Source organism: Pseudomonas sp. 57B-090624, from assembly GCF_003234055.1.
In the GTDB taxonomy this organism is placed as follows: Bacteria; Pseudomonadota; Gammaproteobacteria; order Pseudomonadales; family Pseudomonadaceae; genus Metapseudomonas; species Metapseudomonas tohonis.
In genome coordinates this window covers 62,241-89,003 of the sequence record NZ_QKRU01000005.1, presented here as the reverse complement: position 1 = coordinate 89,003, position 26,763 = coordinate 62,241, and the positions used below count along the sequence as shown (strand labels likewise).

The following is a 26,763-nucleotide window of genomic DNA, read 5'->3' as shown; positions in this document are numbered from 1 at the left end:
TTTCTTCGAGGCAGCTTCCATGTCCCAGGTTCTCAACACCGACGTCCTCATCGTGGGCGGCGGCGTCGCCGGCCTCTGGCTCGCGGCACGCCTGCGCAGCCAGGGCTTCGCCACCCTGCTGGTGGAGAACGCCAGCCTCGGCGGCGGGCAGAGCGTGAAGTCCCAGGGCATCATCCACGGTGGCGCCAAGTACGCCCTGCACGGCGCGCTGACCGGCGCCTCCGAAGCCATCGCCGACATGCCGCGCCGCTGGCGCGAGGCCCTGGCCGGCAACGGCGAGCTGGACCTGCGCCCGGTGCGCCTGCTGTCCGACGCCCACTACCTGTGGTCGCCCGGCTCCCTGGCCGGCAACATCACCAGCTTCTTCGCCAGCAAGGCGGTGCGCGGCCGCGTCGACCAGGTCAAGGGCGAGGCCCTGCCCCCGGCCCTGCAACACCCGAAATTCAAGGGCAAGGTCTATCGCCTCGCCGAACTGGTGCTGGACGTGCCGAGCCTGATCCAGCGCCTGGCCGAGCTCGCCGGCGACGGCCTGCTGGCCGGGCGCAGCATCGAACCGCTGCGCGAGGGGGATGAGCTCGTCGGCCTGGTGGTCGACGGTCGCAGCATCCGCGCCCAGCGCATCGTGCTCAGCGCCGGTGCCGGCAACGAGGCGCTGCTGCAGGCCCTCGGCATCCAGCAACCGGCCATGCAGCGCCGCCCGCTGCACATGGTGATGGTCAAGGCGCCCGGGCTGAAACCGCTCTACGCCCACTGCCTCGGCGGCGGGCCCAAGCCGCGCGTCACGGTCACGACCCATCCCGCCGCCGATGGCCAGTGGGTCTGGTACCTGGGGGGCGACATCGCCGAAGCCGATGGCGTGGCGCGCACCGAGGCGGAGCAGATCGCCGCGGCCGAGAAGGAGCTGCACGACCTGCTGCCCTGGATCGACCTGAGCGCCGCCCAATGGGCGACCCTTCGCGTCGACCGCGCCGAGCCGGTGCAGACCGGCCTGGCGCGCCCGGACAATGCCTTCCTCGCCGACCAGGGCCGCCTGCTGGTGGGCTGGCCGACCAAGCTGGCGCTGGCGCCCGACTTCGCCGACCGGGTGATCGCCGCCCTGGAGCGCGACGGACTACGGCCGACGCAGCCCGCCGCCCTGCCCGGGCTGCCGCGCCCGAGCCTGGCGCAACCGGTCTGGGAGGAACTGCTGTGATCCAGAGCAGCCTGCATCACCTGCACCGCCCCCTGGGCGATACCGGCCTGATCGTCTCGCCGCTGGGCCTGGGCACCGTCAAGCTGGGCCGCGACCAGGGCGTCAAATACCCCTCGGGCTTCACCATCCCCGATGACGACGAAGCCGGCCGCCTGATCGGCCTGGCCCATGAGCTGGGCATCAACCTGATCGACACCGCGCCAGCCTATGGGCGCAGCGAGGAGCGCCTCGGCCCGCTGCTGCGCGGCCGGCGCCAGGACTGGGTGATCGTCAGCAAGAGCGGCGAGGAGTTCGAAGCGGGCCGCTCCAGCCACGACTTCAGCCCGGCGCACACCCGCCGCTCGGTCGAGCGCAGCCTGAAGCGCCTGGAGACCGACTACATCGACCTGCTGCTGCTGCACTCCGATGGCGACGACCTGCGCATCCTCCGCGAGAGCGGCGCCTACGAGACACTCGCCGAGCTCAAGCGCGAGGGCAAGATCCGCGCCTTCGGCCTTTCCGGCAAGACCGTGGAAGGCGGCCTGCTGGCGCTGGAGCGCGGCGACTGCGCGATGGTCACCTACAACCTCGCCGAACAGGGCGAGAAGCCGGTGCTGGACTATGCTGCCAGTCACGCCAAGGGCATCCTGATCAAGAAGGGCCTGGCCAGCGGCCATGCCTGCACAGGGGCCGGCGTCGACCCGGTGAAAGCGAGCTTCGAGCTGATCTTCGGCCACCCCGGGGTCGGCAGCGCCATCATCGGAACCATCAATCCGCTGCACCTGTCCCATAATGTCGCGACGGCCGCCGAGGTGCTGCAAGGCCGTCCCTAGAGCGCCGCAACTGCGGCCGACCCCGACGCAAGAAGGAGCCGACATGCCGCGAATCCTGGCCCGTAAAGACCCGGGGGCCTTCAAGACCCTGCCCCTCCACGTCGAAGCCACCCCCGACGGCCTGACCTACCAGGCCCTTGGCCTGCCGCTTAACTTCACCCAGATGCTGGAACGCCGTCGACGCCCGGTGGAGGTCGCCGACAATCAGCGCTTCGCCGTCGAGCTGGCCAACCTGGGCGTCTCCGTGCGCCTGACCCTGGAGCTGCAGGGGCGCGAATACTGGGTGCTGGTGCGCCAGCGCCGTCTGGATCGCGGCGACACCGTGCTCAAGCTGATCTCCGGCTACGTACCGGCCCATGAACTCAACCTGCCGCTGCTCACCGCCATCCAGGAAGTGGCCGAGGAATGCCTGATCGAGACGCCGGACGGCTGGCTCGGCGGGCGCTTCGCCGACACCTGGCTGCCGACGCCCTACCAGCGCCAGTTGCACTACCGCGAAGCCAGCCACTTTCGCCTCAGCCCCCTGTCGGGCGCCGCACGCCCGGTGCAGACCGGCAGCCTGACGCTGCTGGAGCGCCCGCGTGCCTATGTGCACCTGCCCACCGCTTCGTTGCAGCTGGTCTACGACATGAGCCTGGAGCTGCCGCGCGATGCCCGCCAGGTGAGCTTCTTCCATGTAGACGAGAGCCTGCACGACGGCGAACTGGTTGCCGCCCTCGAACGTCGCCGCCCGGACATCTACCTGCTGCCCCGCGACCATGGCAAGCCCACCGGCGAGCTGCTGACCCTGCGTAACGGCGAGTTCAAGCCAGCCAGCACCCGGGGTGTCTGGCTTTCGGAAAGCTTCGCCGAACAGGACGGCTGGCTGGTGCGTGACGAACGCATCCGCTGGAAGGACTGGCTGGCCCGCGTGGGCACCGCCGAACGGAGCAGGCGCCTGGCCTGCTGAAGGTCCGAGGATCGAGCCCCGCGCTCGCCCGGGTGACGGCCCGTTCACCAGCCCCAACGCCGCATGCAGCGAGGGCGAGCGCCGTGATATGCCCTCAGGCGCCGCAAAAAAGAACCCCGCCGGAGCGGGGCCAATCGGGCACTACAACAGAATCACTTGAGCTCGCTGGAGCTCTTGCCCAGCAGGCGGCGGGCGACGATCAGCAACTGGATCTGCTGCGTCCCCTCGAAGATGTCGAGGATCTTCGAATCCCGCGCCCACTTCTCCAGCAGCTCGTCCTCGCCATACCCCAGCGCGCCGACCAGTTCCACGCACTTGAGCGTCACCTCGTTGGCCACGCGCCCGGCCTTGGCCTTGGCAATGGAGGCCTCCTTGGAGTTGGGCAGCTTGTTGTCCGCCATCCAGGCAGCCTTGAGGGTCAGCAGGCGCGCGGCCTCCCACTCGGCCTCCAGCCGGTAGAGGGTGGCTTCGGCGTGGGTCACGCGGAGCAACGGCTTGCGGTAGTCGAACGTGCAGCCGGCCTTCTTCAGCAGCTCACGGGTACGGTCCAGCGAAGCCTTGGCCACGCCGATGGCCATGCCGGCCACCAGCGGACGGGTGTTGTCGAAGGTTTCCATGACCCCGGCGAAACCCTTCTGTACATCGATCTCCGCGTTGCCCAGCAGGTTGGCCGCCGGCACCCGGCAATCGCTGAAGCTGATCGACGCCGTGTCGGATGCCTTGATGCCCAGCTTCTTCTCCAGGCGGGTGACGCTCATGCCCGGCGTGCCCTTCTCCACCACGAAGGACTTGATCGCCGCGCGGCCCAGGCTCTTGTCCAGGGTCGCCCAGACCACCACCGCATCGGCGCGCTCGCCGGAGGTGACGAAGATCTTCTCGCCGTTGAGCACGTAGTGGTCGCCATCCTTCACCGCCGTGGTGCGGATGGCGGCCGAGTCCGAACCGCAACCCGGCTCGGTGATGGCCATGGCCGCCCAGGTGCTGCCGAAGCGCTTGAGCTGCTCCTCGTTGGCCACCGCCGCGATGGCGGCGTTGCCCAGCCCCTGGCGCGGCATGCCCAGCAGCAGGCCGACATCGCCCCAGCAGAGCTCGATGACACCCAGCAGCGCCGAGAGATTGCCGCCGTTGCGCACGCCCTCCTCCGCCTGGCCGCTGCCGCGCTTGCTGGCGGACGTGGCGCCGACGGCGTCGGGGGAGCCGGCGTTCATGCCGTCCAGCAGGGCGGCGAGCAGGTCCAGCTCCTTGGGGTAGGCGTGCTCGGCCTTGTCGTACTTGCGGGAGATGGGGCGGAAGTAGTTGGCCGCCACCTGGTGCGCCTGGTTGGCCAGGCCACGGAATTTCTTCGGGGTTTCAAGGTTCATAGTCATCCCCTCAAAGGTGCAAGCCGCCGGCCATGATGGCCACGGCGCGGAGGTCGCGGTACCAGCGCTCGGCCGGGTGCTCCTTGGTGAAGCCATGGCCGCCCAGCAGCTGCACCGCGTCGGTGCCGATCTTCATCGCCTTCTCGGCGCACAGCAGGCGCGCCAGGTAGGCCTCGCGCTGGAAGGGCTCGCCACGCTCGGCCCGGGCGCAGGCGCGCCAGACCATCATGCGCATGGCATCCAGCTCGATGGCGATGTCCGAGACCATGAAGGCGACACCCTGGCGGTGGCTGATGGGCTCGCCGAAGGCGACGCGCTCGTTGCAGTAGGTGACGACGTAGTCCAGCGCCGCCTGGCCGGTGCCCAGGGCCAGGGCACACCAGGCGAGGGTGGTGAAATCGAGAAAGCGCGGGTAATCGAAGTCGGCGGCGGCCAGGCGGTTCTCCGTCGGTACCTTGACGCCCTTCAGCAGCACCCGCGCCGTCGAACAGGCCTTGAGCCCCATGGCGGGCTCGGCCTGGCGCTCCAGCCCCCTGGCGCCGCCCTCGACGAGGAACAGCGCCGGGCCATTCTCGGCCTCGGCGGCGACGATCAGCTGGCTGGCATTGAGCCCTTCGAGCACCAGGCATTTCTCACCGGTGAGCTGGTAGTGCTTGCCCTTGCGCCGCGCCTTGGTGGCCAGGCGGTGGGGGTCGGACAGCACGCCGGGCTCGCTGACGGCGATGGCCACCAGCGGCGGACGTTCCTCGCCGACGAAGGCCGGCAGCCAGCGCACCTGCTGCTCGGGCGAGGCCCAGCGGCGGATGCAGTTGGCGGCGGACAGCGGCACCAGCAACGAGGCGGCCAGGGACAGGTCGCCCTGGCCCAGCGCCTCGGCGATCAGCGCGTTGCTGACAGTGGTGCGCTCGCCAGCCATGCCGCCGTGCACCTCGCCGACGCCGTAGTGGGCGAGGCCCAGCTCCAGCGCCTGGTTGAGCAGGTCGGCGGGAATGGCACCGCGCGCATCGGCGTCGTGGGCAGCCGGGCGCAGCACCTCCAGGGCGAAGCCCTGGAGCATCTCCCGGATCATCTGCTGCTCGTCGCTCAGGGACAGGTCGAAGAGCGTATCCGGGTCGGCCTTGCGCGGCGTCTTGGCCGCCTTGCCGGACCGCTCGGCGACCATCTGGAAGCCGGCGCGGCTGCCGGTGTAGAGAAGCTTCTCGAAGGGCTTGCGCAGCTTGAGCCGGTCCGGCCAGTCGGCCTGGGCGACGCGGTTCAGCACGGACAGGGCGCGTCCCTGTGCATCGGTACTCATGGGCATCTCGCTCCACGCGGGGTGAGGATGCCGGGATGATGCGCGCCGGAAGGCAGCGCGCCTATGACCGACGGGACGCGGGCGAGTGGCACGACGGCCACCCGCCGGGACGAGGATCAGCGGCTGCGGATCTTCTCGACAATGGCGGTGGTGGAGCTGTTCTCCACCAGGCCGAGCACGCGCACTTCGCCGCCGTAGGCCTTGACGATGTCGGCGCCCACCACCTGCTCGATGCCGTAGTCGCCCCCCTTGACCAGGATGTCCGGCTTGACCTGGCCAAGCAGGCGCTCGGGGGTGTCTTCGCTGAAGCTCACCACCCAGTCGACGGCGCCGAGGCCGGCGAGCACCGCCATGCGCCGGTCCACCGAGTTGATCGGACGACCGGGCCCCTTGAGGCGGCTGACCGAGGCGTCGTCGTTGACCGCCAGCACCAGGCGATCACCCTGGGCGCGGGCCTGCTCGAGGTAGGTCACGTGGCCGGCATGGAGGATGTCGAAGCAGCCATTGGTGAAGACGATCTTCTCGCCGTGGGCGCGGGCGTCCTCGATGGCCAGCAGCAGCTGGTCGAGGCTCAGTACCCCACGTTCGGAGCCCTGCTCGCGCTGTACGGCGCGGCGCAGTTCGGGGGCGCTGATGGCGGCGGTGCCCAGCTTGCCGACCACGATGCCGGCGGCCAGGTTGGCCAGGGCCACGGCCTGGGGCAGCTCCTCGCCGGCAGCCAGGCTGGCGGCCAGGGTGGAGATCACGGTGTCGCCGGCGCCGGTGACGTCGAAGACCTCGCGGGCGCGGGCCGGCAGGTGCAGGGCGGGCTGGTCGGGGCGCAGCAGGGTCATGCCGTGTTCGCCACGGGTCACCAGCAGGGCGCCGAGGTCCAGTTCGCGCATCAGTTGCGCGCCCTTGGCGACCAGGTCGGCCTCGTCGGCACAGCGCCCGACTATGGTTTCGAATTCGTTGAGATTGGGGGTGATCAGGCTGGCACCGCGGTAGATGCCGAAGTCCTTGCCCTTGGGGTCGGCGAGCACCGGGATGCCCTTGCGCCGGGCGGCCTGGATCAACGCCTGGTGGTTCTTCAGCGCACCCTTGCCGTAGTCGGACAGCACCAGCACCTTGACCCCGGAGAGCAGGCGCTCGACCTCGACGGCCAGGGCCTCGGCGTCGGTCTCGAAGGGTTCTTCGAAATCCATGCGCAGCAACTGCTGGTGGCGGCTCATGACCCGCAGCTTGACGATGGTCGGCTGGGTGGCGATGCGCTGGAAGCGCGCGTCGACGCCAGCAGCGCCCAGGCTGGCGAGCAGGCTGGCGGCGGCCTCGTCTTCACCGGTCACCCCCACCAGGGCGGCGGGAGCACCCAGGGCCGCGATGTTCAGCGCCACGTTGGCGGCACCGCCCGGGCGGTCTTCGATCTGGTCGACACGCACCACGGGCACCGGCGCCTCGGGGGAGATGCGCGAGGTGCCGCCATGCCAGTAACGGTCGAGCATGACGTCGCCCACCACCAGAACGGGGGCCAGATCGAAACGGGGCATGGTGAGCTTCATGAAGACTCCAGAGCATGAAAAAACGGCGCGGATCATAACATAGCAGCTGACCCACCCCGTCGCCGGAGGCCGTCAATCGGAAAGGCGTCTCACCCAGAAAAGCTCGTGGCGGCGCACCGCCTTGCGGAAGAAGTCGTCCTCGCCGCTCTCCGGCCAGCGACGGGCGGCGAGCAGCCACTGGATGGTCCGGCGCAGGCGCTTCTTGAACGACAGCGGCACCTGCAGGTCATGCTGCATGGCCAGCGCCTGGGCCTTGTCCAGGCGCACCTGGTCGCACAACACGGGACTCCACAGGTGATCCGCCGGCAGCGGCTCGATGCAGGGTGGCAGGGCGATACCGCCACCGGCCGGGCCCATGGGCCAGCGGTCGTTGTCCACCAGATGGTTGGCATAGAGCAGTTGCACCGGAGGGGTCCAGCCGCTCTTGCGGATGGCCTGGTCGAGGGCGCGGCTGGCCTGGACGTGATCCGGATGCGGGTCGAGCTGCGGGTGCGGCACCACCACAACGTCGGGCTGCAGGCGGGCCAGCAGGGCCGCCAGGTCACCCACCAGGTTGTTCCAGGTCGGCGCGCCATCGAGATCGCCGGGCAGTGCCAGGGCATTGAAGCGGCGGACGCTGCGGATGTCCGCCTCCCCGGACTCCAGCGAGGCGAAGGGTTTGTCCGGCTCGGCCTCCATGGCTTCCAGGCGCAGGCAGTAGTAGCCCAGCTGCAGGCACCGGGTGGCCGGTACGCCGCCCCAGAGCGGCACCGCCAGGCTGCTCCAGCTGCGCAGGCGCCCCTTGAGGCGTGCAGCGGCAGCGGTGTCCAGCCCAAGGCGACGATAGACCTGGGCCTCGATCTCGCCCTGGGTCAGGGTGACGATGTGCACGTCGCTGCAACGGCTGTAGAGCCCGAAGGCCGCCAGCTCGGCATCGTCCGCATGAGGCGCGATGACCAGCACCTTCTTCCTGGCGTAATCGGGGTTGCTGAAGGCATGCAGCGTGGCGCTCGGCGCCAGCCGGCAGAAACGCCCGCGCAGGCGCAACGTGCCGGCGGCCAAGGCGGCCTGAGCCCCGGAGAGATTGATGTAGCGGCGCCCGTTCACGCCCCGCTCGAAGTCCTGGCGGTCGAGACCTTCGCCACATTCGACTAGCACATGGGGGTCGAGCAGGCGACCGAGCCAGCGGCTGCGGATCACCACTTCCAGCACCAGCGTCTCCGCGCCCTCGGGCCAGGCCGCACCGCCCGGGTCCAGGCGGCCGTCCACCAGGCCCACGGGCAGCGCCCGGGCACTGCCGGGGAAGCGGTACTGGTAGTCATCTCGCGGGGAATAGAAGAGGTGATCGGCGAACCAGGCCTCGTGGGCGATCCAGCCGAGCACGAGGAGAACGGGCGTGGTGCTCCAGGAGCCGAACCAGTCCAGCGCCATAAGCACCAGCAGGGCACCGAACATGAACAAACGCTTGTGGCGCCGATGACGGCGCAGGAGCAGCTGCTTGCGTGTTTCCATTCACTCACACCCGAAAGACGGGAACCTTGTTGCACCAACGATCCTTGTATTCCACATCTGCGCGCCCGAACGAATAGCGCAAGGCCTTGCCTCTGGCCCGGGCATCTTCCCAGGCGGCCTGCGTATTGACGAAGCTGAGGACGCTGCCGGGGCTGAAGTCCCGGCTTTGCGGATCGACGCCGCCGTTGATGTATTCGGCGCTGATCCATTCTGGAGATTCGACCCTGTACACCACCTGAACGGCGATGGGCGCTCCCTCCAGCAACAACAGGCTGCCGCTGAGGAATTCCCTCAGTAACCCGAACACCTCTTCCAGATGTCCTTTGCCGGGCACATCGAAGCCCCAGCGACGCTCGAACAGTTCGGTGTAGACGGCCGCCAGTTCGGCGGGAGCGAGTTCCGCGATCGGCTTCAGGGTGCCACCGGCCTCCTCCAGCAGGCGCAGCTCGCGGCGCTGGTTGTAGCGGAATTTCCTGGAGAATTCCTCAGGCTCACGGCACAGAGCCAGCGAGTCCTTCTGCAGGCGCAGCCCCTGCAGGCGGCTCTGGTTGGGTTCGCCCAGGTAGGCGCCGCGATGGCGCAAGACCGCTCCACTGTCCGGTCGCGCCGGCAGGAGCACCTCGGCATTGCCGAGATCGAAAAGATGGCGCTTGCCGGCACGCTTGAGCGCATCCCTCGACAAGGCGAGGTGCCGTCCCCAGGTGGGGACCGCGGCTACCGGCTCGTCACCTTCGAACCAGCCGAGGTAGCGCACAGGGATGCCGGCCATCGCGGACAGGCGCTCCACCACATCCGGGTGGGTCACCAGGCTGCCGCCGAAACGTGACCAGACGGCGGCATATTCGACGGCATTCAGTGGGCGCCAGCCACGTTCACGGCAGGCGCGTATCAGGTTCAGCACAGCCCGGTCCCTGGGTTTGGAAATCTCATCGTCATGCACATATCAGGCACAGGTACCGCTCAGCCGCGCTCCGCCACGTGGGCCTTGTCCTCGGCGAACTGGTTGGCGTGCAGGCGCGCGTAGTAGCCATCCAGGGCGATCAGCTCGGCGTGGTTGCCGCGCTCGACGATGCGCCCCTGGTCCATCACCAGGATCAGGTCGGCCTTCTCGATGGTGGACAGGCGGTGGGCGATGACCAGCGTGGTGCGGCCATCCATCACCCGGTCCAGCGCCTTCTGGATGTGCCGTTCGGACTCGTTGTCCAGCGCCGAGGTGGCTTCGTCCAGCACCAGCAGCGGCGCGTTCTTCAAAAGCGCCCGGGCGATGGCCAGGCGCTGGCGCTGGCCGCCGGACAACAGCACGCCGTTCTCACCGACCTCGGTGTCCAGGCCCTGGGGCAGCTTCTCGATGAACTCGCTGGCATAGGCGGCCTCGGCCGCCCGCTCGATGTCCGAGCGCGGCGCCCCGGCGAGGTCGCCGTAGGCGATGTTGTTGGCCACCGAGTCATTGAACAGGTTGACCTGCTGGGTCACCAGCGCGATGTGTCGGCGCAGGTTGCGCAGGCGGTAATCCTGGACCTCGACGCCGTCGAGGAGGATCTGCCCTTCGCTGTGCTGGTAGAAGCGCGGGATCAGGTTGGCGAGCGTCGACTTGCCACTTCCGGAGCGGCCCACCAGGGCAACCATCTGCCCCGGTTCGGCAGTGAAGCTGATGCCATCGAGCACGGACTTCTCGGTACCGGGGTAGCGGAAAGTCAGGTCGCGCACCTCCAGCCTGCCCACCACCCGCTCACGCTCGACGGTGCCGGTGTCGGTCTCCGGCACTTCGTCGAGCTGCTCGAAGATGCTCTCGGCACCCGCCACGCCCTTCTGCACCGTGGAGCTGACTTCCGACAACTGACGGATGGGCTTGGGCAGCATGCCGGCCACGGTGATGTAGGCGACCAGCTCGCCTGCCGAGGCATCACCACGCAGGAACAGCACGAGGAACATCAGCACCGCCATGGCGGAGAAGATCACCAGTTGCAGCATCGGCGTGTAGACGGCACCGGTCTTGGTCATGCGCAGCTGCTTGTCGGTATTGCTCTGGCTGGCGTCGAGAAAGCGCGCCTCCTCGTAGGGCTCGCCACCGAAGCTGCGCACCACGCGATAGCCCTGGATGGTTTCGGACGCCACGTGGGTGACATCCCCCATGGCCACCTGGATCTTCTTGCTCTGCTTGCGGAACTTGCGGCTGGCCGTGGTCACCATGAATGCGATCAGCGGCAGGATCGCCACCATCACCAGGGTCAAGCGCCAGTTCATCCACAACAGGTAGGCGAACAGGCAGACCACCGTCATCCCCTCGCGGATAACCACCTTGATGGCATCGGTCGCGGCCCCCGTCACCATGGTGACGTTGAAGGTGATACGCGAGATCAGGTGCCCCGAGTTGTGGTTGTCGAAATAACGGTTGGGCAGCACCAGCAGGTTATTGAACAGCGCCACCCGCAGGTCATGCACGAGCCCGAGGGAAACCTTGGCCAGGTAGTAGTTGCCGAGGAAGGAACCAACGCCCTGCCAGGCGGCGATCAGCACGATCAGCAGCGGCACCATCTGCAGCAGCTGCAGGTCACGCAGCACCGGCACATTGGGGAAGAGCACCACGCTCGGGTCATTCAGCCCATCGACGAAGTACTGCAGGATCGCACCCAGCATCGGCTGGGTCGTGGCGAAGATCACGAAGCCGACGATGCTCAGCACGAACTGCCAGATGTAAGGGCGGACGTAGCTCAGCAGCCGCAGGTAGATCTTCATGCTGGACGGCTGGGATTGCGTCGGATGTTGCTCGGTCATTCGCTCGGCCTGGGGGTGGCAGAAAAGGCGGAGAGCTTATCACAGCGCGGGCTGTGTCTTCGTGGGGGATGCTTTAAGATGGCCCCCTCTTAACCAGACAGGCCCAGGCCAATCGTGCCGTTCCCGAATACATTTTTCGTTGCGCCCGCCATCCGCGACCGGCTGGCGAATATTCTTGAATGCTGGTTGCTGCTGGGATTGTTGGTCCTATTGACAGGCCTGTTCTGGACCAAAGGCGGCAGTCAGTACACCAAGCTGTTCTACGGACTATTCGCTGTGCCTGCGCTACTGAGCATCCTTGTGGCGCCTCATACCGCTGCCAGGCTCCTCAGGGAGCCGACCATGTGGGTCTTCCCTCTATTGTGTCTGTGGTTGTTGACGAGCCTTTACTGGAGCACCAGCGACGATGACATCTCCGGCTTGGGCAAACGCCCCTTTTACGTTCTATTGCTGTTCGTAGGCTGCGCCTTCCTGGCGCAACGAGATGAGCTTCGCTTCTGGAACGCCTTACACTTGAGCGCTGCCCTGGGCGCCCTGGCTGCCTTGGTGTGTCTGGTGCAGTTTTTCACAACCCATCTACCCACACAGCGCTTGGTCGGCACCGGTGCGCTCAGCAACCCCCTGCTGACTTCCCACGTATTGGGTTTCCTCTGCACGTTCTGGCTCTCGTCCTGGCTGGTCTGCAGCGAAAGACACAATTGGGTTCCTGTACTCATGTTCGCGCCGCTCTTCGCCGCGCTGATAGCAACCGGATCCCGCACCCCTATGCTCGGCCTCACTGCGGTGACATTGTTCATGCTCGTACGCGCACCCAAAGGAGCTTCGCTGGTACTCGCCTTCGGTGCGCTGGGAGCACTGGTCAGCGTTCTACTCTACCCTGACATCCTGCTTCAGCGCGGACTGTCGTTCCGCCCAGAGCTGTGGATGGATGCACTGCGCCAGGCAAGTGAGCATCCTATCCTCGGCTACGGTTATGACACTCGATTTGCCTTCGACATTCCTGCTGCCGGTGGAGTACTCAGCGATCCTCACAACGTGGAGCTAGCCGTTCTCCTTGAACTTGGAGCCGTGGGGCTTTGCCTGTGGTTCGCGATGTATGGATGCATTTTCCAGAGGTGCTTCGTGCATCGCCATCAGCAGAAGATCAAGGTGGCTTCAGCGTTGGTCATCTACGGCCTGGCAGCAGGTATGACGGAGGGAAGCAGTTTCCTTTCCCGGCCCAATGAAAGCTGGTTCATCATCTGGATTCCTCTTGCCATCACGGTCGCGCTCACAATTAGAAAGGACCGATCGATAACAGCATGAAAACGATCAGCGAAACGGAACTACAGGCCCTTCTTCTGGAGGCAACTCCCATTGAGTCAGATGGACTGGGCCTGAAGGTTGCACGACTCAAGGATGGCAGTTTCCTTAAACTCTACCGGCGCAAACGCATTATCTCCTCGGCGCTTCTCTCTCCGCCGGCAAAGCGCTTCGCACAAAACGCAACCAAACTCCAAAGTCTGGACATCGCGGCACCCGATATCGAGGATCTGCTATCGATCCCGTCCCTCAACCTGAACGGTGTCCGCTATATCCCCCTACCGGGGGACACATTGAGGAGTAGATGGGAAGGCGCCCAGGATGCGCAGATAGCAGAGGAAGTGCAACGCTTCGGCGCCTTCCTAGCGCGACTGCACAATTCAGGGGTCTACTTCCGTTCTCTGCATCTCGGCAATGTGATCCTGCTACCCGATGGCCGTTTTGGACTGATCGACCTCTCGGACATGTGGATCAGCAGGAAAGCACTCTCGCGGCAGAGGCGCGCGCGCAATCTCAAGCATATCCTCCGCTACCCGGAGGACATACGCTGGCTGGCAGTTGAGCACAGGGACGATTGGGTTCGAGGCTACGCGTCAGCCAGCAGCGATACAGAAGCGGCACGGTTCGCCGAGAACTTGGTCAGATTCGGCGCCTAGGTCGGCTGAATGCCAGGCGCCCTATGGCTCGCAGAGTCTTGGCGTTCCAGTGACGCAAGGGCAATTGCGCCAGCAGCTCCTTGGCCAGCGACTTGTCATCCACAGCGCACTTCAGCAGCATCGAGTTGCGAAAGCGCGCGCAAACCAGAGGGTGCGCTGGGTGATCGCGAAAATGATCGTAGGTAGCCAAGACTGCCTCGATCATGAATCGCCGGTTCTTGTAGGTGTTGGTCTGATGGACACGGTAATACGCCAGCACGTCGGGCAGCACATCGATGAAGTATCCGGCGCGGGTGATCTTCAACTCAATCAGGAGGTCCTCAAGTTTGACGTTCGGATCGAATCCGCCCACGAGTTCCAGCGCCTCGCGACGGAACAATAGCGTGGGCGCCGGGGCGCCATCCTTGTTAGCAAGGAATATGTCGTCGAAGTCCAGCCGCCGGAACTCCCGGCGTTTATCACGGCGCGTAAGAGGCTCTCCGCTCGCGTCGACATGGATGATTCCCCCTGCGCAGATGCCGACTTCCGGCTTGCCCTGGAGATAGGCCACTTGCTTCTCAATGCGCTGGGGCAGCATGACATCGTCGGAGCCGAAGGGCGCGATCAGGCTGCCCCTGGACCTGGCGATGCAGTCATTGAGCGTCGGCGCCAGTCCCTTGTTCTCCTGCTCTCGAAAATCGAAGCCATGCCTGCGTTGCAAAGCACGCAGTTTCTCGACGCTACCATCATGCGAACCGTCGTCTACCACGAGCAACTCGATACTCGGATAGGACTGGGCTAGCACGCTTTCTATACAGGCCTCGATGTACGGCGCATGGTTGTATGACGAGATGATCACACTGACCAACGGACTCGACTCGCACTTAGTCATCGTCATTCCAAATCTCACCAAGTAGCGCCAGGTAGTGGCTACGGAAGTCGTCGATATCGTGCTCACGACAGAGGTAGCTGTACGCTCGCTCGCCCTCCGCTTCTCGAGTTGCTGTAGGAGCGGAAAAGACCGCATTCATGTGTTCGGCAAGAACGTCAATCTGACCAGGCGAATAGAGCCGTGCCTGCGCGCCCTCAAGCAGCGGCCGCATGCTAGGGATATCGGTACCTATGATTGGCAGTCGACCGCTCATCGCCTCCAGAAGCGCCAGCGGCAGCCCTTCGCTTCGCGAGGGCATGACAAACGCATCGAATGCCCTGATGTACTGCAGTGCATCATCACGCGCGCCGAGGAGCAGCACTCGCCCTTCCAATTGGTACCCCCGTATGGCAGCTTCGAGCACTGGCCGCTCTCGTCCTTCACCAATTATCGCGACGCAAGCTCCAGGGAGGTGAGGGGCAAGTTTGGCGAATGCAGCGATGAGATCCACATGCCCCTTCACAGGGACCAGGCGGCCAATGCTTCCGAACACGAATCCAGCCCGGGGCATCCCCAGAAGCTGACGCGCCTCTTCACGCTCGCGCTGCAACTTCTCAGCACGGGGAATATCAATGGCGTTATTGATACAGAGGGTGTTTGTCGGCGTGAAGGCGCTATCGAGCGCCAACAAATACGAACGAACGGCCTGGGAAACCGCCACATAGCAGCAATTGGGTTTCGCTATATGCCTGAAGAGCCATTGTCTAGAGGGCCGGTCATAGTCGCCAATCCCGTGTACGACGCCAATGCACAACTTCAGCTTTAGTAATAAATTCACCCACAGTATCAAGCTCAAGGGCTTGAAGCGGTGGGCGATGATCACGTCATAACCTTCATTGCGAATGTGCCGAAACAACCGCCATAGGACCACAAGGCGCACCCCCCCCATCTGGTGGCGCGCAAAGTCAAAGTAGTGGGTCTTCTCGGCGCCACTCACTGCCTGCCCTGCCGCCGGCCGGCCCGACAGAAAAGCGGTCGTTACCTCGAAACGCTCGACCGGGAGTGACTTGATGATCTGTTCCGCAAGATCGGAAGCGTTCACGTTGTAATAGTTCTGCAGTTGCAGAACCTTAAGGCGATTCTGACTCACCTGATCCTTCCATATCCCACACAGCTTGATGATGCTCACCGCGCCGAAAACAGACACATCCTATATATGATCCCTGAAGAGAAATCAGCGCAGCGAGACCTGCTACGCATTGCGCTGCCGTGAACCTGCCTCAGCGTAACGGCCCCAGAACTAGAACGCTCTGTCGCTTGGCGTTGCTGAACTGCGCCAGGACCGACTTCCCGTTTGCGGACAACCATTGCTCAAGCCAGGGCTCATCCGGCCTAGCTTCAATCACAAGGTAGGCGAACTTTCCAGCCCCGGCCCCCTCCAGTACCGCCTTCTGCTCGAATTCCTTCAGCTCGTATCCCCGCCCTGCGTAGTAGCCGATACGTGGATCCGAGTAATAAATGGATGCGCCCGGGTCTACGTGCTCGGCCACCCAGTGGCCGGCATCGACGTAGTGGGTCTTCTTTGCCGACAGGGAAATCACGTTGGCCAGCATCATCAATACGGCAACTGCTGCCAGAGCCTTGCCCGCCCTGGGGAAGCGCTGTGCGAACGCATACACACCAGCAACCACCAACGGTACCGCTAACCAATCGAGGAAACTGGCATAGCGCGAGTTGATGAACAGCTGCTGAACGAAGAAGAACATCAGCACCAGCAGGTAGCACAGCCAGGTCCAGGCAAAGAGATCGAAGGAACCCAGGCTGGCCCTTGCTCCGCGCCACCCCGTCCGAGTCAGGAAGGGTATGACGAACGGCCCGAGGAGCTTGGCAAACATCAGCAGAGTGACGCCCAGCATACCGAACACCAATATCTTGCCGGCATCGTCCGCCGAGTACTTCATCAGCACCGTGCTACCGAGACGATCGCTGACGGCGTTGAATTTGGAGAACACCTGCTGCGGATCGACCATCGACAGGAAGTTCTCGATGCGGTCCAGATGCAGCACGCTACCCAGCAGTAGCGCCACGACGATAGCGGCGCAAAGCGGCAGCAGCACCAGTTGAGTCATACGCCCCCAACCCTCGCGGGTGCGCAGGCCGGGCGCCAGCCAGAGAACCAGGGCCGGCATCAGCAAAACCGCCTCGAAGCGGAACAGCGCCGCGAGCCCGATGGAACCCTGGATACCCAGCGCACCCAGCCACCCGCCACGATCCCGCCAACGCAAGGCGCACCAGAGCGTCAATACGCTGAAGAACCAGAAACCGAATTCACGCAGGATTTCGCCACGGAAAGCATTGAACGCCGGCATCGCCAGCACGACCACACAGGCCCAGAACCCCGAGCCTGGTAGACGGCGGACGACTATGCCTACCATCAGGGCGCAAGCTCCGGCCATGAACAGGGCGCACCAGAGAAAGGCGGCGGTTTCCAGCCCGATACCGGTGACGGCATGACTTGTCCCGATGAGCACGGAGAACCAGGGCCAGTCGAAGCGGCTAAATGCGCCAGTCAGGCCCTGATCGAGGAAATGCTGGGATACATCGAGATAGAAAGCTGCGTCTTTACCAACCACGGGCTGGAAGTGCATGGCCAGCCCGGACAGCAGCAGACTTATAACGAAAGTCCACTGCATTGCGGATAGGCGTTTCAACTGGAGCATGATTCCTTGCATATCCTCTCCCAAGGATCGAAATCGGCGCCCTGCCGATGCAGTGCAGGCCTTACGGCTCAGCCGCGGAACAGCAGGCGCAACGCCTTGCGGGTATAGGAAAATTTCAGCAGTACGCGAAGATCGGTACGTAACGCTTCCAGGTAGTAGTGACGAGCCCCCGACTTGTCCCCGGCAAGCATGCAAGTCCGAAACAACGAAAGGCAGCGCTGTGCCTTGTAACGGAGTCGCAGCTCTTCGCCCACCTCGGGCAGTCCATCGAACACCTCATCCACCAGTTTCAAGTCCACCTTCCGTGCCGCCTCCGCACTATGCCGCAGGCTGCCGGGGTGCTTGTGGATGCGCGCGAGGGAAAAATCCAGGCGCCGTACCGGGCCATGAGCCAGGGTGTAGGCGAACACGGGGATATCTTCGCTATGACGCAGGTGCTCCGGATAGGGACGCTGGAGCAGAAGGTCACGCCGGAACACGCACGCGCCGTGACTGATGGCGACGGTCTTGTCCAGCAGGTAGGCAGACAGCCGCTCGGCGACACCTTCAGGAACCTGCGAGGCAGGGTGTTCGCGCTCACGACCATCAGGCTGTACCGCGACATGGCCGGCCAGCCACAACCCAATGCTGGGCTCGGCACGCAACTGCTCGCACAGGCGGGGCAGCATGCCGGGTACCAACTCATCATCGGCGTCCAACAGCAGGATGTAGTGCCCACCCGCGAGGCGTACACCGTGGTTACGCGCAGCGGAGGGGCCTGCGTTTTCCTGCCGTACACCTTGGAAGCGCTCGCCATAGCGAGCGGCCAGCGTTTCGAATACAACCGGAGTGTCATCGCTGGAACCATCGTCGATGACCCAGAGTTCCACATCAGCGTCGGCCTGCGAGAGCACCGATTCGACCGCTCGCGGCAACACCCTGGCGTAGTTGTATGCCGGGATGATGACGCTGAGCAGCGGATTAACCGACATTGTCATACCAGTCCACGCCATCCTTGACGACCAATACATCCTCCATGATCAGGTACTGCAGGTCCGAGCCGTAGAACATGTTCAGCGCGTCGGTGGGCGAGCAGATCATCGGCTCGCCACGACGGTTGAGGGAGGTGTTCAGGGAGACGCCGTTACCGGTCAGTTTCTCCAGTTCGAGCATCAGGTCGTACCAGCGCGGGTTGTGGCGGCGCTCCAGGACCTGGGCGCGGGAGGTGCCGTCCTCGTGCACGACTTCGGAAACGCGCTCCTTCCACTCGTCGTTGACCTCGAAGGTGAAGGTCATGAACGGACTCGGGTGGTCCACCTTGAGCATCTTCGGCGCCACGGTGTCGAGCATCGACGGGCAGAAGGGCCTCCAGCGCTCACGGAACTTGATCTGCTCGTTGATGCGGTCGGCGACGCCGGGGATGCTCGGGCAACCGATGATGGAGCGGCCACCCAGGGCGCGCGGACCGAACTCCATGCGGCCCTGGAACCAGGCCACCGGATTGCCGGCGACCATGATGCTGGCGATGCGCTGCGGGGTGTTCTCGATGCGTTTGAACACCGGTTTGTTCGGGTGTTTGGCGCAGGCGGCGATGACGTCCTCGTTGGAGAACGACGGGCCGAGGTAGACGTGCTCCATCTTCTCCACCGGCACGCCGCGCTTGTGCGAGATGTAGGCGGCGGCGCCGACGGCGGTGCCGGCGTCACCGGAAGCGGGCTGCACGAACAGCTCCTTCACGTCCGGGCGGGCGATGATCTTCTGGTTCAGCTTGACGTTCAGTGCGCAGCCACCAGCGAAGGCGATCTTGCCGGTCTCGCGCAGGATGTCGCCGAGGTAGTACTCCATCATCTCCAGCGCCAGCTTCTCGAACAGCGCCTGCATGCTGGCGGCGTAGTGGATGTAAGGGTCGTCGGCGATGTCGCCCTGGCGCTTCGGGCCGAGCCACTCGATCAGCTTGGGCGAGAAGTAGTAGCCCTTGCCGTTTTCCTTGTAGCGGCGGAAGCCGATGACGTTGGCGTATTCGGTGTTGATCACCAGCTCGCCGTTCTCGAACTTGGCCAGGCGCGAGAAATCGTACTTGGCGGCGTCACCATAGGGCGCCATGCCCATGACCTTGAACTCACCGTCGAGCATCTCGAAGCCAAGGTACTCGGTGATTGCGCCATAGAGGCCGCCGAGGGAGTCCGGGTCGAAGAACTCCTTGATCTTGTGGATCTTGCCGTTCTCGCCCCAGCCGAAGAAGGTGGTGGCGTACTCGCCCTTGCCGTCGATCCCGAGGATGGCGGTCTTTTCCTTGAAGCCGGAGCAGTGGTAAGCGCTGGAGGCGTGGGCCAGGTGGTGTTCCACCGGCTCGATCTTCACCTTCTTGGCGTCGAAACCCAGTTGCTCCAGGCACCAGACGATCTTATTGCGGTAGCGCTTGTAGCGACGGTTGCCCATGAGGATCGCGTCCAGAGCGCGATCCGGTGCGTACCAGTAGCGCTTGGCGTACTGCCAGCGGGCCTTGCCGAAGAGGCTGATGGGCGCGAAGGGGATGGCCACAACATCGACGTCGGAAGGCTTGATACCGGCCTGCTCCAGGCAGAACTTGGCCGATTCGTAGGGCATGCGGTTCTTCGCGTGCTTGTCGCGCACGAAGCGCTCTTCTTCGGCGGCCGCGATCAGCTTGCCGTCGATGTAGAGCGCAGCGGACGGATCATGGCTGAGGGCGCCGGAAAGGCCGAGAATCGTCAGTGCCACAGTGTTATGCCTCTTCAAAGCAGCTGGAAGCACGGAGCGGGAAGCGCGAGCTTGCAGCGGTCATGGGGTTCACGCCCCGTAGGGCTCTTTCTTCCAGCTTCAAGCTCACGACTTCAAGCTGTCTTGGGTAAACGTCGGTCCAGCAACTGGTACAACGCCGAGTCGGCAGGCCAGTTGCGCAGGAAGCGGGCGCGATCACGGGCATAGGCCTTGGCGAAGCTGCGCTCGCTGCGGTGCTGCTGCACGGCGTCGAGATCGATGAGGCACCAGGCGCCGTCCTGCCAGAACAGGTTGTGTCCCTTGAGATCGCCATGGCTGATGCGCTCGCGGATCAACGCGGCGAACAAGCGGTCCAGCGCCTGCAGATCGGACTCTGCCGGCAGGCCATTGCCCTGCGGATCGACCTGGGCGTCTCGAAAACGGGCGATTATATCGTGCCCGGACAGATATTCGGTAATCAGGTAGGCACGGCCCCGGAGCCAGCACCAGCGACGCTCGACCATCGCCAGCGGGCGCGGCGTGGCGATGCCGAGGAAGGCCAGGCGATTGCCCTCCTTCCAGCTGTGCCAGGCGCGGCTCGGGCGCCAGAAGCGCTTGAGCCAATGCAGCGGGCCCTTGATGTTGTAGCGCTTGAGCAACATCGGCCGCCCATCGATTTCCACCTGCGCCACGGTGGCGGTGCCGCCACCCTTGAGCAGGCGACCGGCGGCGATGGCCGCATCGGGATCGGCCAGCACCGGCGCCAGGGCATCCAGCGAATCACGCCGGGCAGCGCGGAAGCCGAAGGCCGAGCCGATCACGCTGAACAGGCTGCAATCGCGCCCGACCTTGCCGAGGAAGTCGCGCAGGCGCCAGCGGCGTACCCGGGCGATTTCCTTCTGCAGCATCTCCAGCGGCAGCGCGTGCTCGCCGTTGGCCAACAGGTAATGCACCAGCAGTTCTTCGAGGAAGGGGTCGAGGCTCGCCGGCAACTGGGCGAAGAACACGCCGAGATTGGCCAGCACCTTGTCCCGCGCCAGGCACTGCCCGGGGGTCTCGCCGCGCACGCCGCCGCCATCGATCAATTGCAGCGAACCCTGGTGGCGGAGAATGTTGTCCAGGTGCAGGTCTTCCTGGACCAGGCCCTTGCCGTGCAGTTGGCCGACCAGCGCCAGGGCCTCGCCCAGCACGGCCTGCTGGCCATCGGAGAGCGGCGCCTCGGCTTCAACCGCGCGCCAGTCGTCCCACAGGCTGCGGGCGCCTTCCAGGTAATCGAACAGCAGCCAGCCGCCCTGCCCCGCCACGAAACCCTGGGCCAGCAGCGCCGGCGTCGGCAGGCCCTGCTCGGCGAGCAGCCGTGCACCGGTCAATTCGCGCTGGTAGTGACGCTCCGCCTTGGCGCCCACCATCAGCTTGGCGAGCACGTCGCGCCCCTGCCAGCGGGCACGCCCGACATAACGCTGCCCGGGCAGCACGCGGAACAGCTGGGTCAGCTCCAGGCCGCCCTCGGCATCCACGAGCAGCGGCAGGGTCGGCGCACGACCGGCGTCGGCGAGTTCAGCCAGCTTCAAGCGCGGCGCTCCTTGTTGCGACGGCGCGCACCGAGGCGCCGGACCCAGGTGTCGACATCGCTGCTGGAGTGCCCGGCGCCCAGGTAGGCCACCAGCAGCTCGCGCAATTCGCTCTCGCCCCAGGGGTTGGCCCGGCGCACCAGCGGCTCGAGGTCCTTGACCCGGTCACGACGGCCCAGCAGCAGTGGCCGGGTCTTCTCCAGGTCGATCAGGCAGCTCTCGTAATGCCCGCCGATCTCGCGCAGGAAGATGTGCTTGGGGTAGAAGCAGCCATGCACCTGGCCGGCCGCATGCAGCCGGCGGGCAAGGGTGCCCACGGCGAGGATGATCGCCGCGCGCTGGTCCTCGCCCAGGGAGGGCCAGCGATCCAGCAGCTCGGCCAGCTCGGTCCAGCCGTCCAGTGCGCGCGTCAGCAGGATGGCCCGGCGCTCGCCGTGCACCTCCCGCTCGGCGAAGAACGCGGCGCGCAGGGCCGGCACGTCCAGCGCCTGGTAGCGCTGGATATTGCGGAATTCACGGGCGAAGGTCGGCTCGCCGAAGGGCCGCGCCAGGCTGCGGCTGAGGTAGTTGCTCTGCCGCTTGAGGTAGTAGGCGGCATCGCCCAGGTCGAGGCGGAACACGCTGCTCCAGCCTCCCCGGCCGGTGTTGGGGGCGTCCACGGCCTCGAGCTGCAGGTTCCACAGCGCCTCGAAACTGTCGAGACCATGGCGGGCCAGGATGTCCCGGTCGCTGGTGGCGATGAAGTCGCTCATTCGCGTCCCTCGAAGAAACCGATGATCTGCCTGATCCGTCGCTTGTCGCTGACGTTCAGGCGCTGGCGCCCGCGGTACTGCAAGTAGAAGCGCAGGCGCTGGGTGCGGCTCAGCTGGTACTTGGCGACCTTGTCCAGGCAGGCCAGGTCCTTGACGATGCGGCGCCGCAGGAAGGGGCCGAACCAGAAGGCGCCGGTGGGGCAATCGATGAGGAACAGCTCGCCCTCGTCGTTGACCAGCAGGTTGCGCCACTTCAGGTCGTTGTGGGCGAAGTGGTGGTCGTGCATGGCGCGGGTGGCGCGGGCCAGCTGGCGGCTGACGCCATCGACCCAGGTCGCGTCATCCAGGCGGGCGTCGTCGCGCTGCGCCAGGGCCGCCATGTCGGAGGTGCGTTCCAGCTCGCGAGTGATCAGCGCGCCACGGTGGAAGCGGCCCAAGCGTCGCTCCAGGCCCCAGCCCACCACCGGCGCCGTGGGGATGCCCCACTTGCTGAAATTCTTGAGGTTCTGCCACTCGGCCTTGACCCGCGGCCGGCCGATCCAGCGGCGCAGGCCCTTGCCCGCGCCCCAGTAGCGCTTGACGTAGTAGCGGATGCCGGCGTGCTCGACCCGCAGCACCTCGGAGAGCGGGTCACCGGTGATCCAGTCCCCTTGCAGGGCGAACACCGCATCGAGATCGCCGAACAGCCGGGCGACATCGGCGTCGAGCCCGGGCGCCAGTTTCCAGTCACTCAATCTGCGGCTCCTTCCACGTACTTGCGCTGGTAGCGCGCCAGCAGGCGAGCGGCTTTCTGCTCCATCCAGGCCAGCAGGCCGATCTCGTCCCGCAGCACCTGGCGCAGGGGCTGCTGGAAGTAGACCTTGAGGAAGCGCAGCTTGTCGTGCCGGGTCAGGCCGATGTTCAGCGCGGAGAAGTACAGCGCCGCCAGGTCCTTGTCGCGCCAGCGGCGCGGCGTGCTCTCGCGCACCTGGGCGCGGTGCAGGTCGATTACCGAGAGACGGAAGTCCCCCGCCGTGACCGGCTTGTCGGTGTGCAGGAGGAAGTGGCAGATGTAGCAGTCGCGGTGGTTGACCCCGGCGCGGTGCATCTCGCGCACCATGCGCGCCACCTCGTCGATCAGGGCGCGCTTGAGCGCCGGGGCCGGCGGGTTCTGCACCCAGTCGAGGCTGAAGTCCTCGAGGCTGATGGTCGGCGCCAGCTCCTCGGTGATGATGAAGGAATGCTGCTGCGCGGGGTTGCTGCCACGCTCGCCGAAGGCCGCCGCGGTCATGGTCGGCACCCCGGCGCGATGCAGGCGCTGGATGGCAGCCCACTCCAGGCCGGCGCCCAGCACCGGCGCCTTGGCGGTGACCAGGTTCTTGAAAATCTCGCCCCAGCCGATGCCACGGTGGATCTTCACGAAGTAGCCGCGCCCGTCGACCTCGGTGCGCAGGGTGCGCCGGGCCTCCAGCTCGCGGAACACCTCGCCCTGCAACTTCTCCACCTCGGCGAACGGGTCACGCCCGGCCCAGAGGTCCTTGAAGGGTTGTTCCAGCATCAGCTTCATGGCCGTGCCTGCAGGATCACGTCGGCCGCGCGCTGCGGCATGCTGTAGAGGTCCGCCGTGTCGGCGAAGGCCAGGCCGTTGCGGGCCCATTCGGTGCGGGCGTTATCGTCGTCGAGCATTTCGGCCAGCATGCGGTTCAGCTGCTCCTGTTCGAAGGGGCTCGGCACCACGCGGCCTGCCCTGGCCTCGTCGATGTAGTGGGCGTAGCCGCAGACGTCGGTCACCAGGACCGGCAACCCGGCGACCAGCGCCTCCAGCAGCACGGTCCCGGTGTTTTCGTTGTAGGCGGGGTGGATCAGCAGGTCGGCGCCCAGCAGGAAGCGCGGGATGTCGCTGCGCCCCTTGAGGATCTCGACCTGGTCGGAAATGCCCAGCGCCTTCATCTGCAGGATGAAGGGCTTGGGGTCGTCCTGGCCGATGACGATCAGCCGGGTACGCGTCTTCAGTGCCCTGGGCAGCGCGGCGAGTGCACGCAGGCTGCGGTCGAGGCCCTTGGTCTTGAAGCCGGAACCGATCTGCACCAGCAGCAACTGGTCGTCCGTCAGCCTGAATTCACGGCGGAACTCGGCGCGGATCTCGGCGGCGTTGGCCGGGGCACGGCGGTCGGCGGCGATGCCCGGCGGCAGCAGGTGGAAGCGCTCGGCCGGCGTGGCGTAGTGCTTCACGAACAAGGGCTGCTGCACCTCGGAGATCATCAGCACCTCGGTCTTCGACTCGGGGGCGAATACCGCGCGCTCGTAGTCGGAGAAGTGCTTGTAGCGACCCCACTTGCGATACAGGCCGTTGCGCAGGGTCTGCGCCTTGTCCTCGAAGCACGGATCGGCGGCGTAGTAGACGTCCAGGCCCGGCATCTTGTTGAAGCCGATCACCCGGTCCACCGGGCGCCTGGCCAGGTCGGCCTCGACCCAGGCGGTGAATTTCTCGTTGCGCTTGTGGTTGAACAGCGCCTTGACCGGCGCGATCAGCACCTCGAAGCCGTCCGGGATGTCGCCTTCCCAGATCATGGTGTAGACGCGGATGGCATGCCCACGGCGCTGGCAGTCCTGGGCGATGCGCATGAAGTCACGCTGCAGGCCACCGAACGGGAAGTACTTGTAGAGCACGAATGCCAGTTGCATCAGTGTGTGTCCTCGGTCAGCAGCAGGGCCTCCAGCTGGGTGGCCACGCGCTGCGGGTTCAGCCGGGTGAAGCACAGGGGCTGCTCGCGCTTGAGGTCGAAGCGTCGCTTGTCGTCCTCGGTCGGCTGGTAGGTGCAGGTCTTCTTCAGGCACGGCGCGCAAGGGAAGTCGCTGCCCAGGTGCACCTGCGAACGCCCATAGGCACCGGTGAAGCCGGGATTGGTCGGCCCGTAGAGCGACAGGGTCGGCACATCCAGCGCCGCCGCCAGGTGCCCCAGGCCGGTGTCGACCGCCACGCAGGCACGCGCGCCGGCCAGTACCTTGGCCATCCCCGCCAGTGACAATCTGGGGAGCACCGCGGCGTTTTCCAAGCCCTCGGCAATGCGCTCGGCCCGAGCCTTCTCATTCGGATTGCCCCAGGGCAGGCGCAGGTTCCAGCCGTGCTCGCAGACCCGCTCGGCGAGGTCGCGCCAGTAGGCTTCGGGCCAGTGCTTGGTATCCCAGGTGGTGCCGTGGAGGAACAGCAGGTAAGGCGCGCCACCTGGCGCATCGGCCAGTTGCGCACGGTTGAGGCCGTAATCGCCGGTGGTCGCAGGCAGCGGGTAGTCCAGCGCCTTGGCGAACAGCTGGCGTACGCGCTCGACGGCGTGCTGCCCCCAGGCCACCGAGTGGGCCTGGTCGTAGAAGCGGGCGGCGACGGGCTCGCGGGCGGATTCACGGTCCAGCCCGGCCACCGGTGCCTTGGCGTAACGGGTGAGCCAGGCGCTCTTGAACAGCCCTTGTGCGTCGATCACCAGGTCGTAGCGGGTCTCGCGCAGGCGCGCCTTGAAGCGCTTCCACTCGCCGCTGCGGATGGTCTGCACGATGTTCTTGCGCCAGCGGCGGATGGCCACCGGGATGACCTGTGCCACGGCTGGGTGCCAGGCGGGGATCTCGGCGAACCCCTCCTCCACCACCCAGTCGAACTGGATGCCGGGAATGGCACGGGCGGCATCGGTGATCGCCGGCAGCGTATGGATCACGTCACCCAGGGATGAGGTCTTGACCAGCAAAACCCTCATTCAGCGACCTCGGCCGGGTCTGCTACCAGGCGCCCCAGGGCATCCATCACCGGGCGCGGCTTGAGCTGGCGCAGGCAGTTGTAGTGGCCGAAGCGGCAGGTGCGGTCGAAGCAGGGGCTGCACTCCAGACCCAGGCGCACCACTTCGACCTGTTCCGCCAACGGCGGGGTGAACAGCGGCGAGGTGGAGCCATAGACGGCCACCAGGGGACGGTTGAGCGCGGCGGCCACGTGCATCAGGCCGGAGTCGTTGGAGACCACGGCACCGGAGCAGGACATCAGGTCGATGGCTTCGGCCAGGCTGGTCTGCCCGGCGAGGTTGATCACCTCTTCGCGCAGGCCGGGGATCAGGCGCATGCGGATGTCTTCGCCGCCGGGGTGGTCGTTCTTCGAGCCGAACAGCCAGACCTGCCAGCCATCGCGCACCTTCAGCTCGGCGACCTTGGCGTAGTGCTCGGCCGGCCAGCGCTTGGCCTCGCCGAACTCGGCGCCGGGGCACAGGGCCAGGACGGGGCGATCGAGGCTCAGGCCGAACTTGGCCAATGCCGCGTCGCGGCTCGCCGGGTCGATCTCCAGGGTCGGTCGCGGGTAGGGCTGCGGCAAATCGGCACCGGGCTCGTAGGCCAGGGCCATGAAGCGCTCGATCATCAGCGGGTAGCGGGACTTGTCCAGCTTGCGGATGTCGTTGAGCAGGCCATAGCGCAGCTCGCCCTTCCAGCCCGTGCGCTTGGGAATCCCGGCGAAGAAGGGCACCAGCGCCGACTTCAGCGAGTTGGGCAGGAGGATCGCCTGGTCATAGCGACCGGCGAGGGATTTGCCGATGCGGCGGCGCGTGGCCAGTTCCAGCACGCCGTGGCCGAGCGGGAAGCTCAGGGCCTGGCGCACTTCGGGCATGCGCTCGAGGATGGGCCGGCTCCACTCGGGTGCCAGGACGTCGATCTGGCAGTCGCCATGGCGGGCCTTCAGGCACTGGAAGAGTGTCTGCGCCATCACCATGTCGCCCACCCAGGAGGGGCCAACGATCAGAATATTCATAAAGGCAGCTTCGGGGCCTCAAGCGACAAGCCGCAAGCGCCAAG

The 26,763-nt window shown here is 65.7% G+C and carries 23 protein-coding genes; 5 read left to right on the top strand and 18 right to left on the bottom strand.

What is annotated here, in order from left to right; translation table 11 throughout:
* Positions 1-19: 19 nt before the first annotated feature.
* From DMX10_RS03765 to DMX10_RS03755, 3 genes are read left to right on the top strand one after another with little or no spacing between them, the layout of a single operon-like run.
* The gene (locus tag DMX10_RS03765) at positions 20-1,192 is read left to right on the top strand and encodes an FAD-binding oxidoreductase (protein WP_111259848.1); all 1,173 of its coding nucleotides are present in this window, start codon (positions 20-22) and stop codon (positions 1,190-1,192) included.
* Entirely contained in the window at positions 1,189-2,004 is an 816-nt protein-coding gene (locus DMX10_RS03760) for an aldo/keto reductase (RefSeq protein ID WP_111259847.1), read from the top strand. Before DMX10_RS03765 ends, DMX10_RS03760 begins: the two co-directional genes overlap by 4 nt.
* 43 nt (positions 2,005-2,047) lie before the next feature.
* Positions 2,048-2,953 carry a metal ABC transporter ATPase gene (locus DMX10_RS03755; protein WP_111259846.1) on the top strand — a complete coding sequence of 302 codons (906 nt, stop codon included), beginning with the start codon at positions 2,048-2,050 and terminating at the stop codon, positions 2,951-2,953.
* A 152-nt stretch (positions 2,954-3,105) separates the two neighbouring features.
* On the opposite strand, the gene DMX10_RS03750 is transcribed toward DMX10_RS03755, so the two are convergent.
* From DMX10_RS03750 to msbA, 6 genes are all read right to left on the bottom strand, one after another.
* A complete protein-coding gene (locus DMX10_RS03750; protein WP_111259845.1) occupies positions 3,106-4,314 on the bottom strand; it encodes an acyl-CoA dehydrogenase family protein in 1,209 nt (402 codons plus the stop codon).
* Positions 4,315-4,324: 10 nt separating this feature from the next.
* On the bottom strand, positions 4,325-5,614 hold the full coding sequence (locus DMX10_RS03745; RefSeq protein WP_111259844.1) for an acyl-CoA dehydrogenase family protein: 1,290 nt from the start codon (positions 5,612-5,614) through the stop codon (positions 4,325-4,327).
* A 110-nt stretch (positions 5,615-5,724) separates the two neighbouring features.
* Positions 5,725-7,146, bottom strand: a complete 1,422-nt coding sequence (gene hldE, locus DMX10_RS03740) for a bifunctional D-glycero-beta-D-manno-heptose-7-phosphate kinase/D-glycero-beta-D-manno-heptose 1-phosphate adenylyltransferase HldE (RefSeq protein ID WP_111259843.1) — start codon at positions 7,144-7,146, stop codon at positions 5,725-5,727.
* Between the two features lie 72 nt (positions 7,147-7,218).
* Positions 7,219-8,637: a PIG-L deacetylase family protein gene (locus DMX10_RS03735; RefSeq protein ID WP_111259842.1), complete on the bottom strand. Its 1,419-nt coding sequence runs from the start codon at positions 8,635-8,637 to the stop codon at positions 7,219-7,221.
* Between the two features lie 4 nt (positions 8,638-8,641).
* Complete coding sequence (locus DMX10_RS03730; RefSeq protein WP_111259841.1) at positions 8,642-9,538, bottom strand: GNAT family N-acetyltransferase; 897 nt, start codon at positions 9,536-9,538, stop codon at positions 8,642-8,644.
* 59 nt (positions 9,539-9,597) lie between these two features.
* A complete protein-coding gene (gene msbA / locus DMX10_RS03725; RefSeq protein ID WP_111259840.1) occupies positions 9,598-11,412 on the bottom strand; it encodes a lipid A export permease/ATP-binding protein MsbA in 1,815 nt (604 codons plus the stop codon).
* A gap of 114 nt (positions 11,413-11,526) precedes the next feature.
* Here msbA and DMX10_RS03720 point away from each other — a divergent pair, with 114 nt between their 5' ends.
* Both DMX10_RS03720 and DMX10_RS03715 read left to right on the top strand, forming a co-directional pair.
* Positions 11,527-12,717 (top strand): O-antigen ligase, encoded by a 1,191-nt coding sequence (locus DMX10_RS03720; RefSeq protein WP_236204330.1) that lies wholly within the window; start codon positions 11,527-11,529, stop codon positions 12,715-12,717.
* Positions 12,714-13,370: a polymerase gene (locus DMX10_RS03715; RefSeq protein ID WP_111259839.1), complete on the top strand. Its 657-nt coding sequence runs from the start codon at positions 12,714-12,716 to the stop codon at positions 13,368-13,370. Before DMX10_RS03720 ends, DMX10_RS03715 begins: the two co-directional genes overlap by 4 nt.
* Here DMX10_RS03715 and DMX10_RS03710 read toward each other — a convergent pair.
* The 12 genes from DMX10_RS03710 to waaF all read right to left on the bottom strand — a co-directional run bounded on the left by DMX10_RS03710 (position 13,354) and on the right by waaF (position 26,719).
* Complete coding sequence (locus DMX10_RS03710) at positions 13,354-14,247, bottom strand: glycosyltransferase (RefSeq protein ID WP_111259838.1); 894 nt, start codon at positions 14,245-14,247, stop codon at positions 13,354-13,356. The genes DMX10_RS03715 and DMX10_RS03710 overlap by 17 nt on opposite strands.
* On the bottom strand, positions 14,234-15,370 hold the full coding sequence (locus tag DMX10_RS03705; protein WP_236204331.1) for a glycosyltransferase: 1,137 nt from the start codon (positions 15,368-15,370) through the stop codon (positions 14,234-14,236). Before DMX10_RS03705 ends, DMX10_RS03710 begins: the two co-directional genes overlap by 14 nt.
* 130 nt (positions 15,371-15,500) lie before the next feature.
* Positions 15,501-16,940, bottom strand: a complete 1,440-nt coding sequence (locus tag DMX10_RS03700) for a glycosyltransferase family 39 protein (protein ID WP_111259837.1) — start codon at positions 16,938-16,940, stop codon at positions 15,501-15,503.
* Between the two features lie 68 nt (positions 16,941-17,008).
* Positions 17,009-17,911, bottom strand: a complete 903-nt coding sequence (locus DMX10_RS03695; RefSeq protein WP_111259836.1) for a glycosyltransferase family 2 protein — start codon at positions 17,909-17,911, stop codon at positions 17,009-17,011.
* Entirely contained in the window at positions 17,901-19,658 is a 1,758-nt protein-coding gene (locus tag DMX10_RS03690; protein ID WP_111259835.1) for a carbamoyltransferase, read from the bottom strand. The genes DMX10_RS03695 and DMX10_RS03690 overlap by 11 nt, the downstream gene beginning before the upstream one ends.
* Positions 19,659-19,771: 113 nt before the next feature.
* Complete coding sequence (locus DMX10_RS03685) at positions 19,772-21,208, bottom strand: lipopolysaccharide kinase InaA family protein (RefSeq protein ID WP_111259834.1); 1,437 nt, start codon at positions 21,206-21,208, stop codon at positions 19,772-19,774.
* Positions 21,205-21,960 (bottom strand): lipopolysaccharide kinase InaA family protein, encoded by a 756-nt coding sequence (locus DMX10_RS03680; protein WP_111259833.1) that lies wholly within the window; start codon positions 21,958-21,960, stop codon positions 21,205-21,207. The genes DMX10_RS03685 and DMX10_RS03680 overlap by 4 nt, the downstream gene beginning before the upstream one ends.
* Entirely contained in the window at positions 21,957-22,694 is a 738-nt protein-coding gene (locus DMX10_RS03675) for a lipopolysaccharide kinase InaA family protein (RefSeq protein WP_111259832.1), read from the bottom strand. The genes DMX10_RS03680 and DMX10_RS03675 overlap by 4 nt, the downstream gene beginning before the upstream one ends.
* Positions 22,691-23,506 carry a lipopolysaccharide core heptose(I) kinase RfaP gene (gene rfaP / locus DMX10_RS03670; RefSeq protein WP_111259831.1) on the bottom strand — a complete coding sequence of 272 codons (816 nt, stop codon included), beginning with the start codon at positions 23,504-23,506 and terminating at the stop codon, positions 22,691-22,693. The genes DMX10_RS03675 and rfaP overlap by 4 nt, the downstream gene beginning before the upstream one ends.
* Complete coding sequence (locus DMX10_RS03665; RefSeq protein ID WP_111259830.1) at positions 23,503-24,624, bottom strand: glycosyltransferase family 4 protein; 1,122 nt, start codon at positions 24,622-24,624, stop codon at positions 23,503-23,505. Before DMX10_RS03665 ends, rfaP begins: the two co-directional genes overlap by 4 nt.
* Positions 24,624-25,685: a lipopolysaccharide heptosyltransferase I gene (gene waaC, locus DMX10_RS03660; protein WP_111259829.1), complete on the bottom strand. Its 1,062-nt coding sequence runs from the start codon at positions 25,683-25,685 to the stop codon at positions 24,624-24,626. Before waaC ends, DMX10_RS03665 begins: the two co-directional genes overlap by 1 nt.
* Complete coding sequence (gene waaF / locus DMX10_RS03655) at positions 25,682-26,719, bottom strand: lipopolysaccharide heptosyltransferase II (RefSeq protein ID WP_111259828.1); 1,038 nt, start codon at positions 26,717-26,719, stop codon at positions 25,682-25,684. The genes waaC and waaF overlap by 4 nt, the downstream gene beginning before the upstream one ends.
* Positions 26,720-26,763 lie beyond the last annotated feature (44 nt).

Excerpts from the sequence above, each read along its gene's own strand:
- DMX10_RS03755 (WP_111259846.1), top strand. The coding sequence starts at position 2,048 with ATGCCGCGAATCCTGGCCCGTAAAGACCCGGGGGCCTTCAAGACCCTG.
- DMX10_RS03715 (WP_111259839.1), top strand. The coding sequence starts at position 12,714 with ATGAAAACGATCAGCGAAACGGAACTACAGGCCCTTCTTCTGGAGGCA.
- waaF (WP_111259828.1), bottom strand. The coding sequence starts at position 26,719 with ATGAATATTCTGATCGTTGGCCCCTCCTGGGTGGGCGACATGGTGATG.
- hldE (WP_111259843.1), bottom strand. The coding sequence starts at position 7,146 with ATGAAGCTCACCATGCCCCGTTTCGATCTGGCCCCCGTTCTGGTGGTG.
- DMX10_RS03750 (WP_111259845.1), bottom strand. The coding sequence starts at position 4,314 with ATGAACCTTGAAACCCCGAAGAAATTCCGTGGCCTGGCCAACCAGGCG.
- DMX10_RS03710 (WP_111259838.1), bottom strand. The coding sequence starts at position 14,247 with ATGACGATGACTAAGTGCGAGTCGAGTCCGTTGGTCAGTGTGATCATC.
- DMX10_RS03765 (WP_111259848.1), top strand. The coding sequence starts at position 20 with ATGTCCCAGGTTCTCAACACCGACGTCCTCATCGTGGGCGGCGGCGTC.
- DMX10_RS03695 (WP_111259836.1), bottom strand. The coding sequence starts at position 17,911 with ATGTCGGTTAATCCGCTGCTCAGCGTCATCATCCCGGCATACAACTAC.
- waaC (WP_111259829.1), bottom strand. The coding sequence starts at position 25,685 with ATGAGGGTTTTGCTGGTCAAGACCTCATCCCTGGGTGACGTGATCCAT.
- msbA (WP_111259840.1), bottom strand. The coding sequence starts at position 11,412 with ATGACCGAGCAACATCCGACGCAATCCCAGCCGTCCAGCATGAAGATC.
- DMX10_RS03745 (WP_111259844.1), bottom strand. The coding sequence starts at position 5,614 with ATGCCCATGAGTACCGATGCACAGGGACGCGCCCTGTCCGTGCTGAAC.
- rfaP (WP_111259831.1), bottom strand. The coding sequence starts at position 23,506 with ATGAAGCTGATGCTGGAACAACCCTTCAAGGACCTCTGGGCCGGGCGT.
- DMX10_RS03665 (WP_111259830.1), bottom strand. The coding sequence starts at position 24,624 with ATGCAACTGGCATTCGTGCTCTACAAGTACTTCCCGTTCGGTGGCCTG.
- DMX10_RS03680 (WP_111259833.1), bottom strand. The coding sequence starts at position 21,960 with ATGAGCGACTTCATCGCCACCAGCGACCGGGACATCCTGGCCCGCCAT.
- DMX10_RS03735 (WP_111259842.1), bottom strand. The coding sequence starts at position 8,637 with ATGGAAACACGCAAGCAGCTGCTCCTGCGCCGTCATCGGCGCCACAAG.
- DMX10_RS03700 (WP_111259837.1), bottom strand. The coding sequence starts at position 16,940 with ATGCTCCAGTTGAAACGCCTATCCGCAATGCAGTGGACTTTCGTTATA.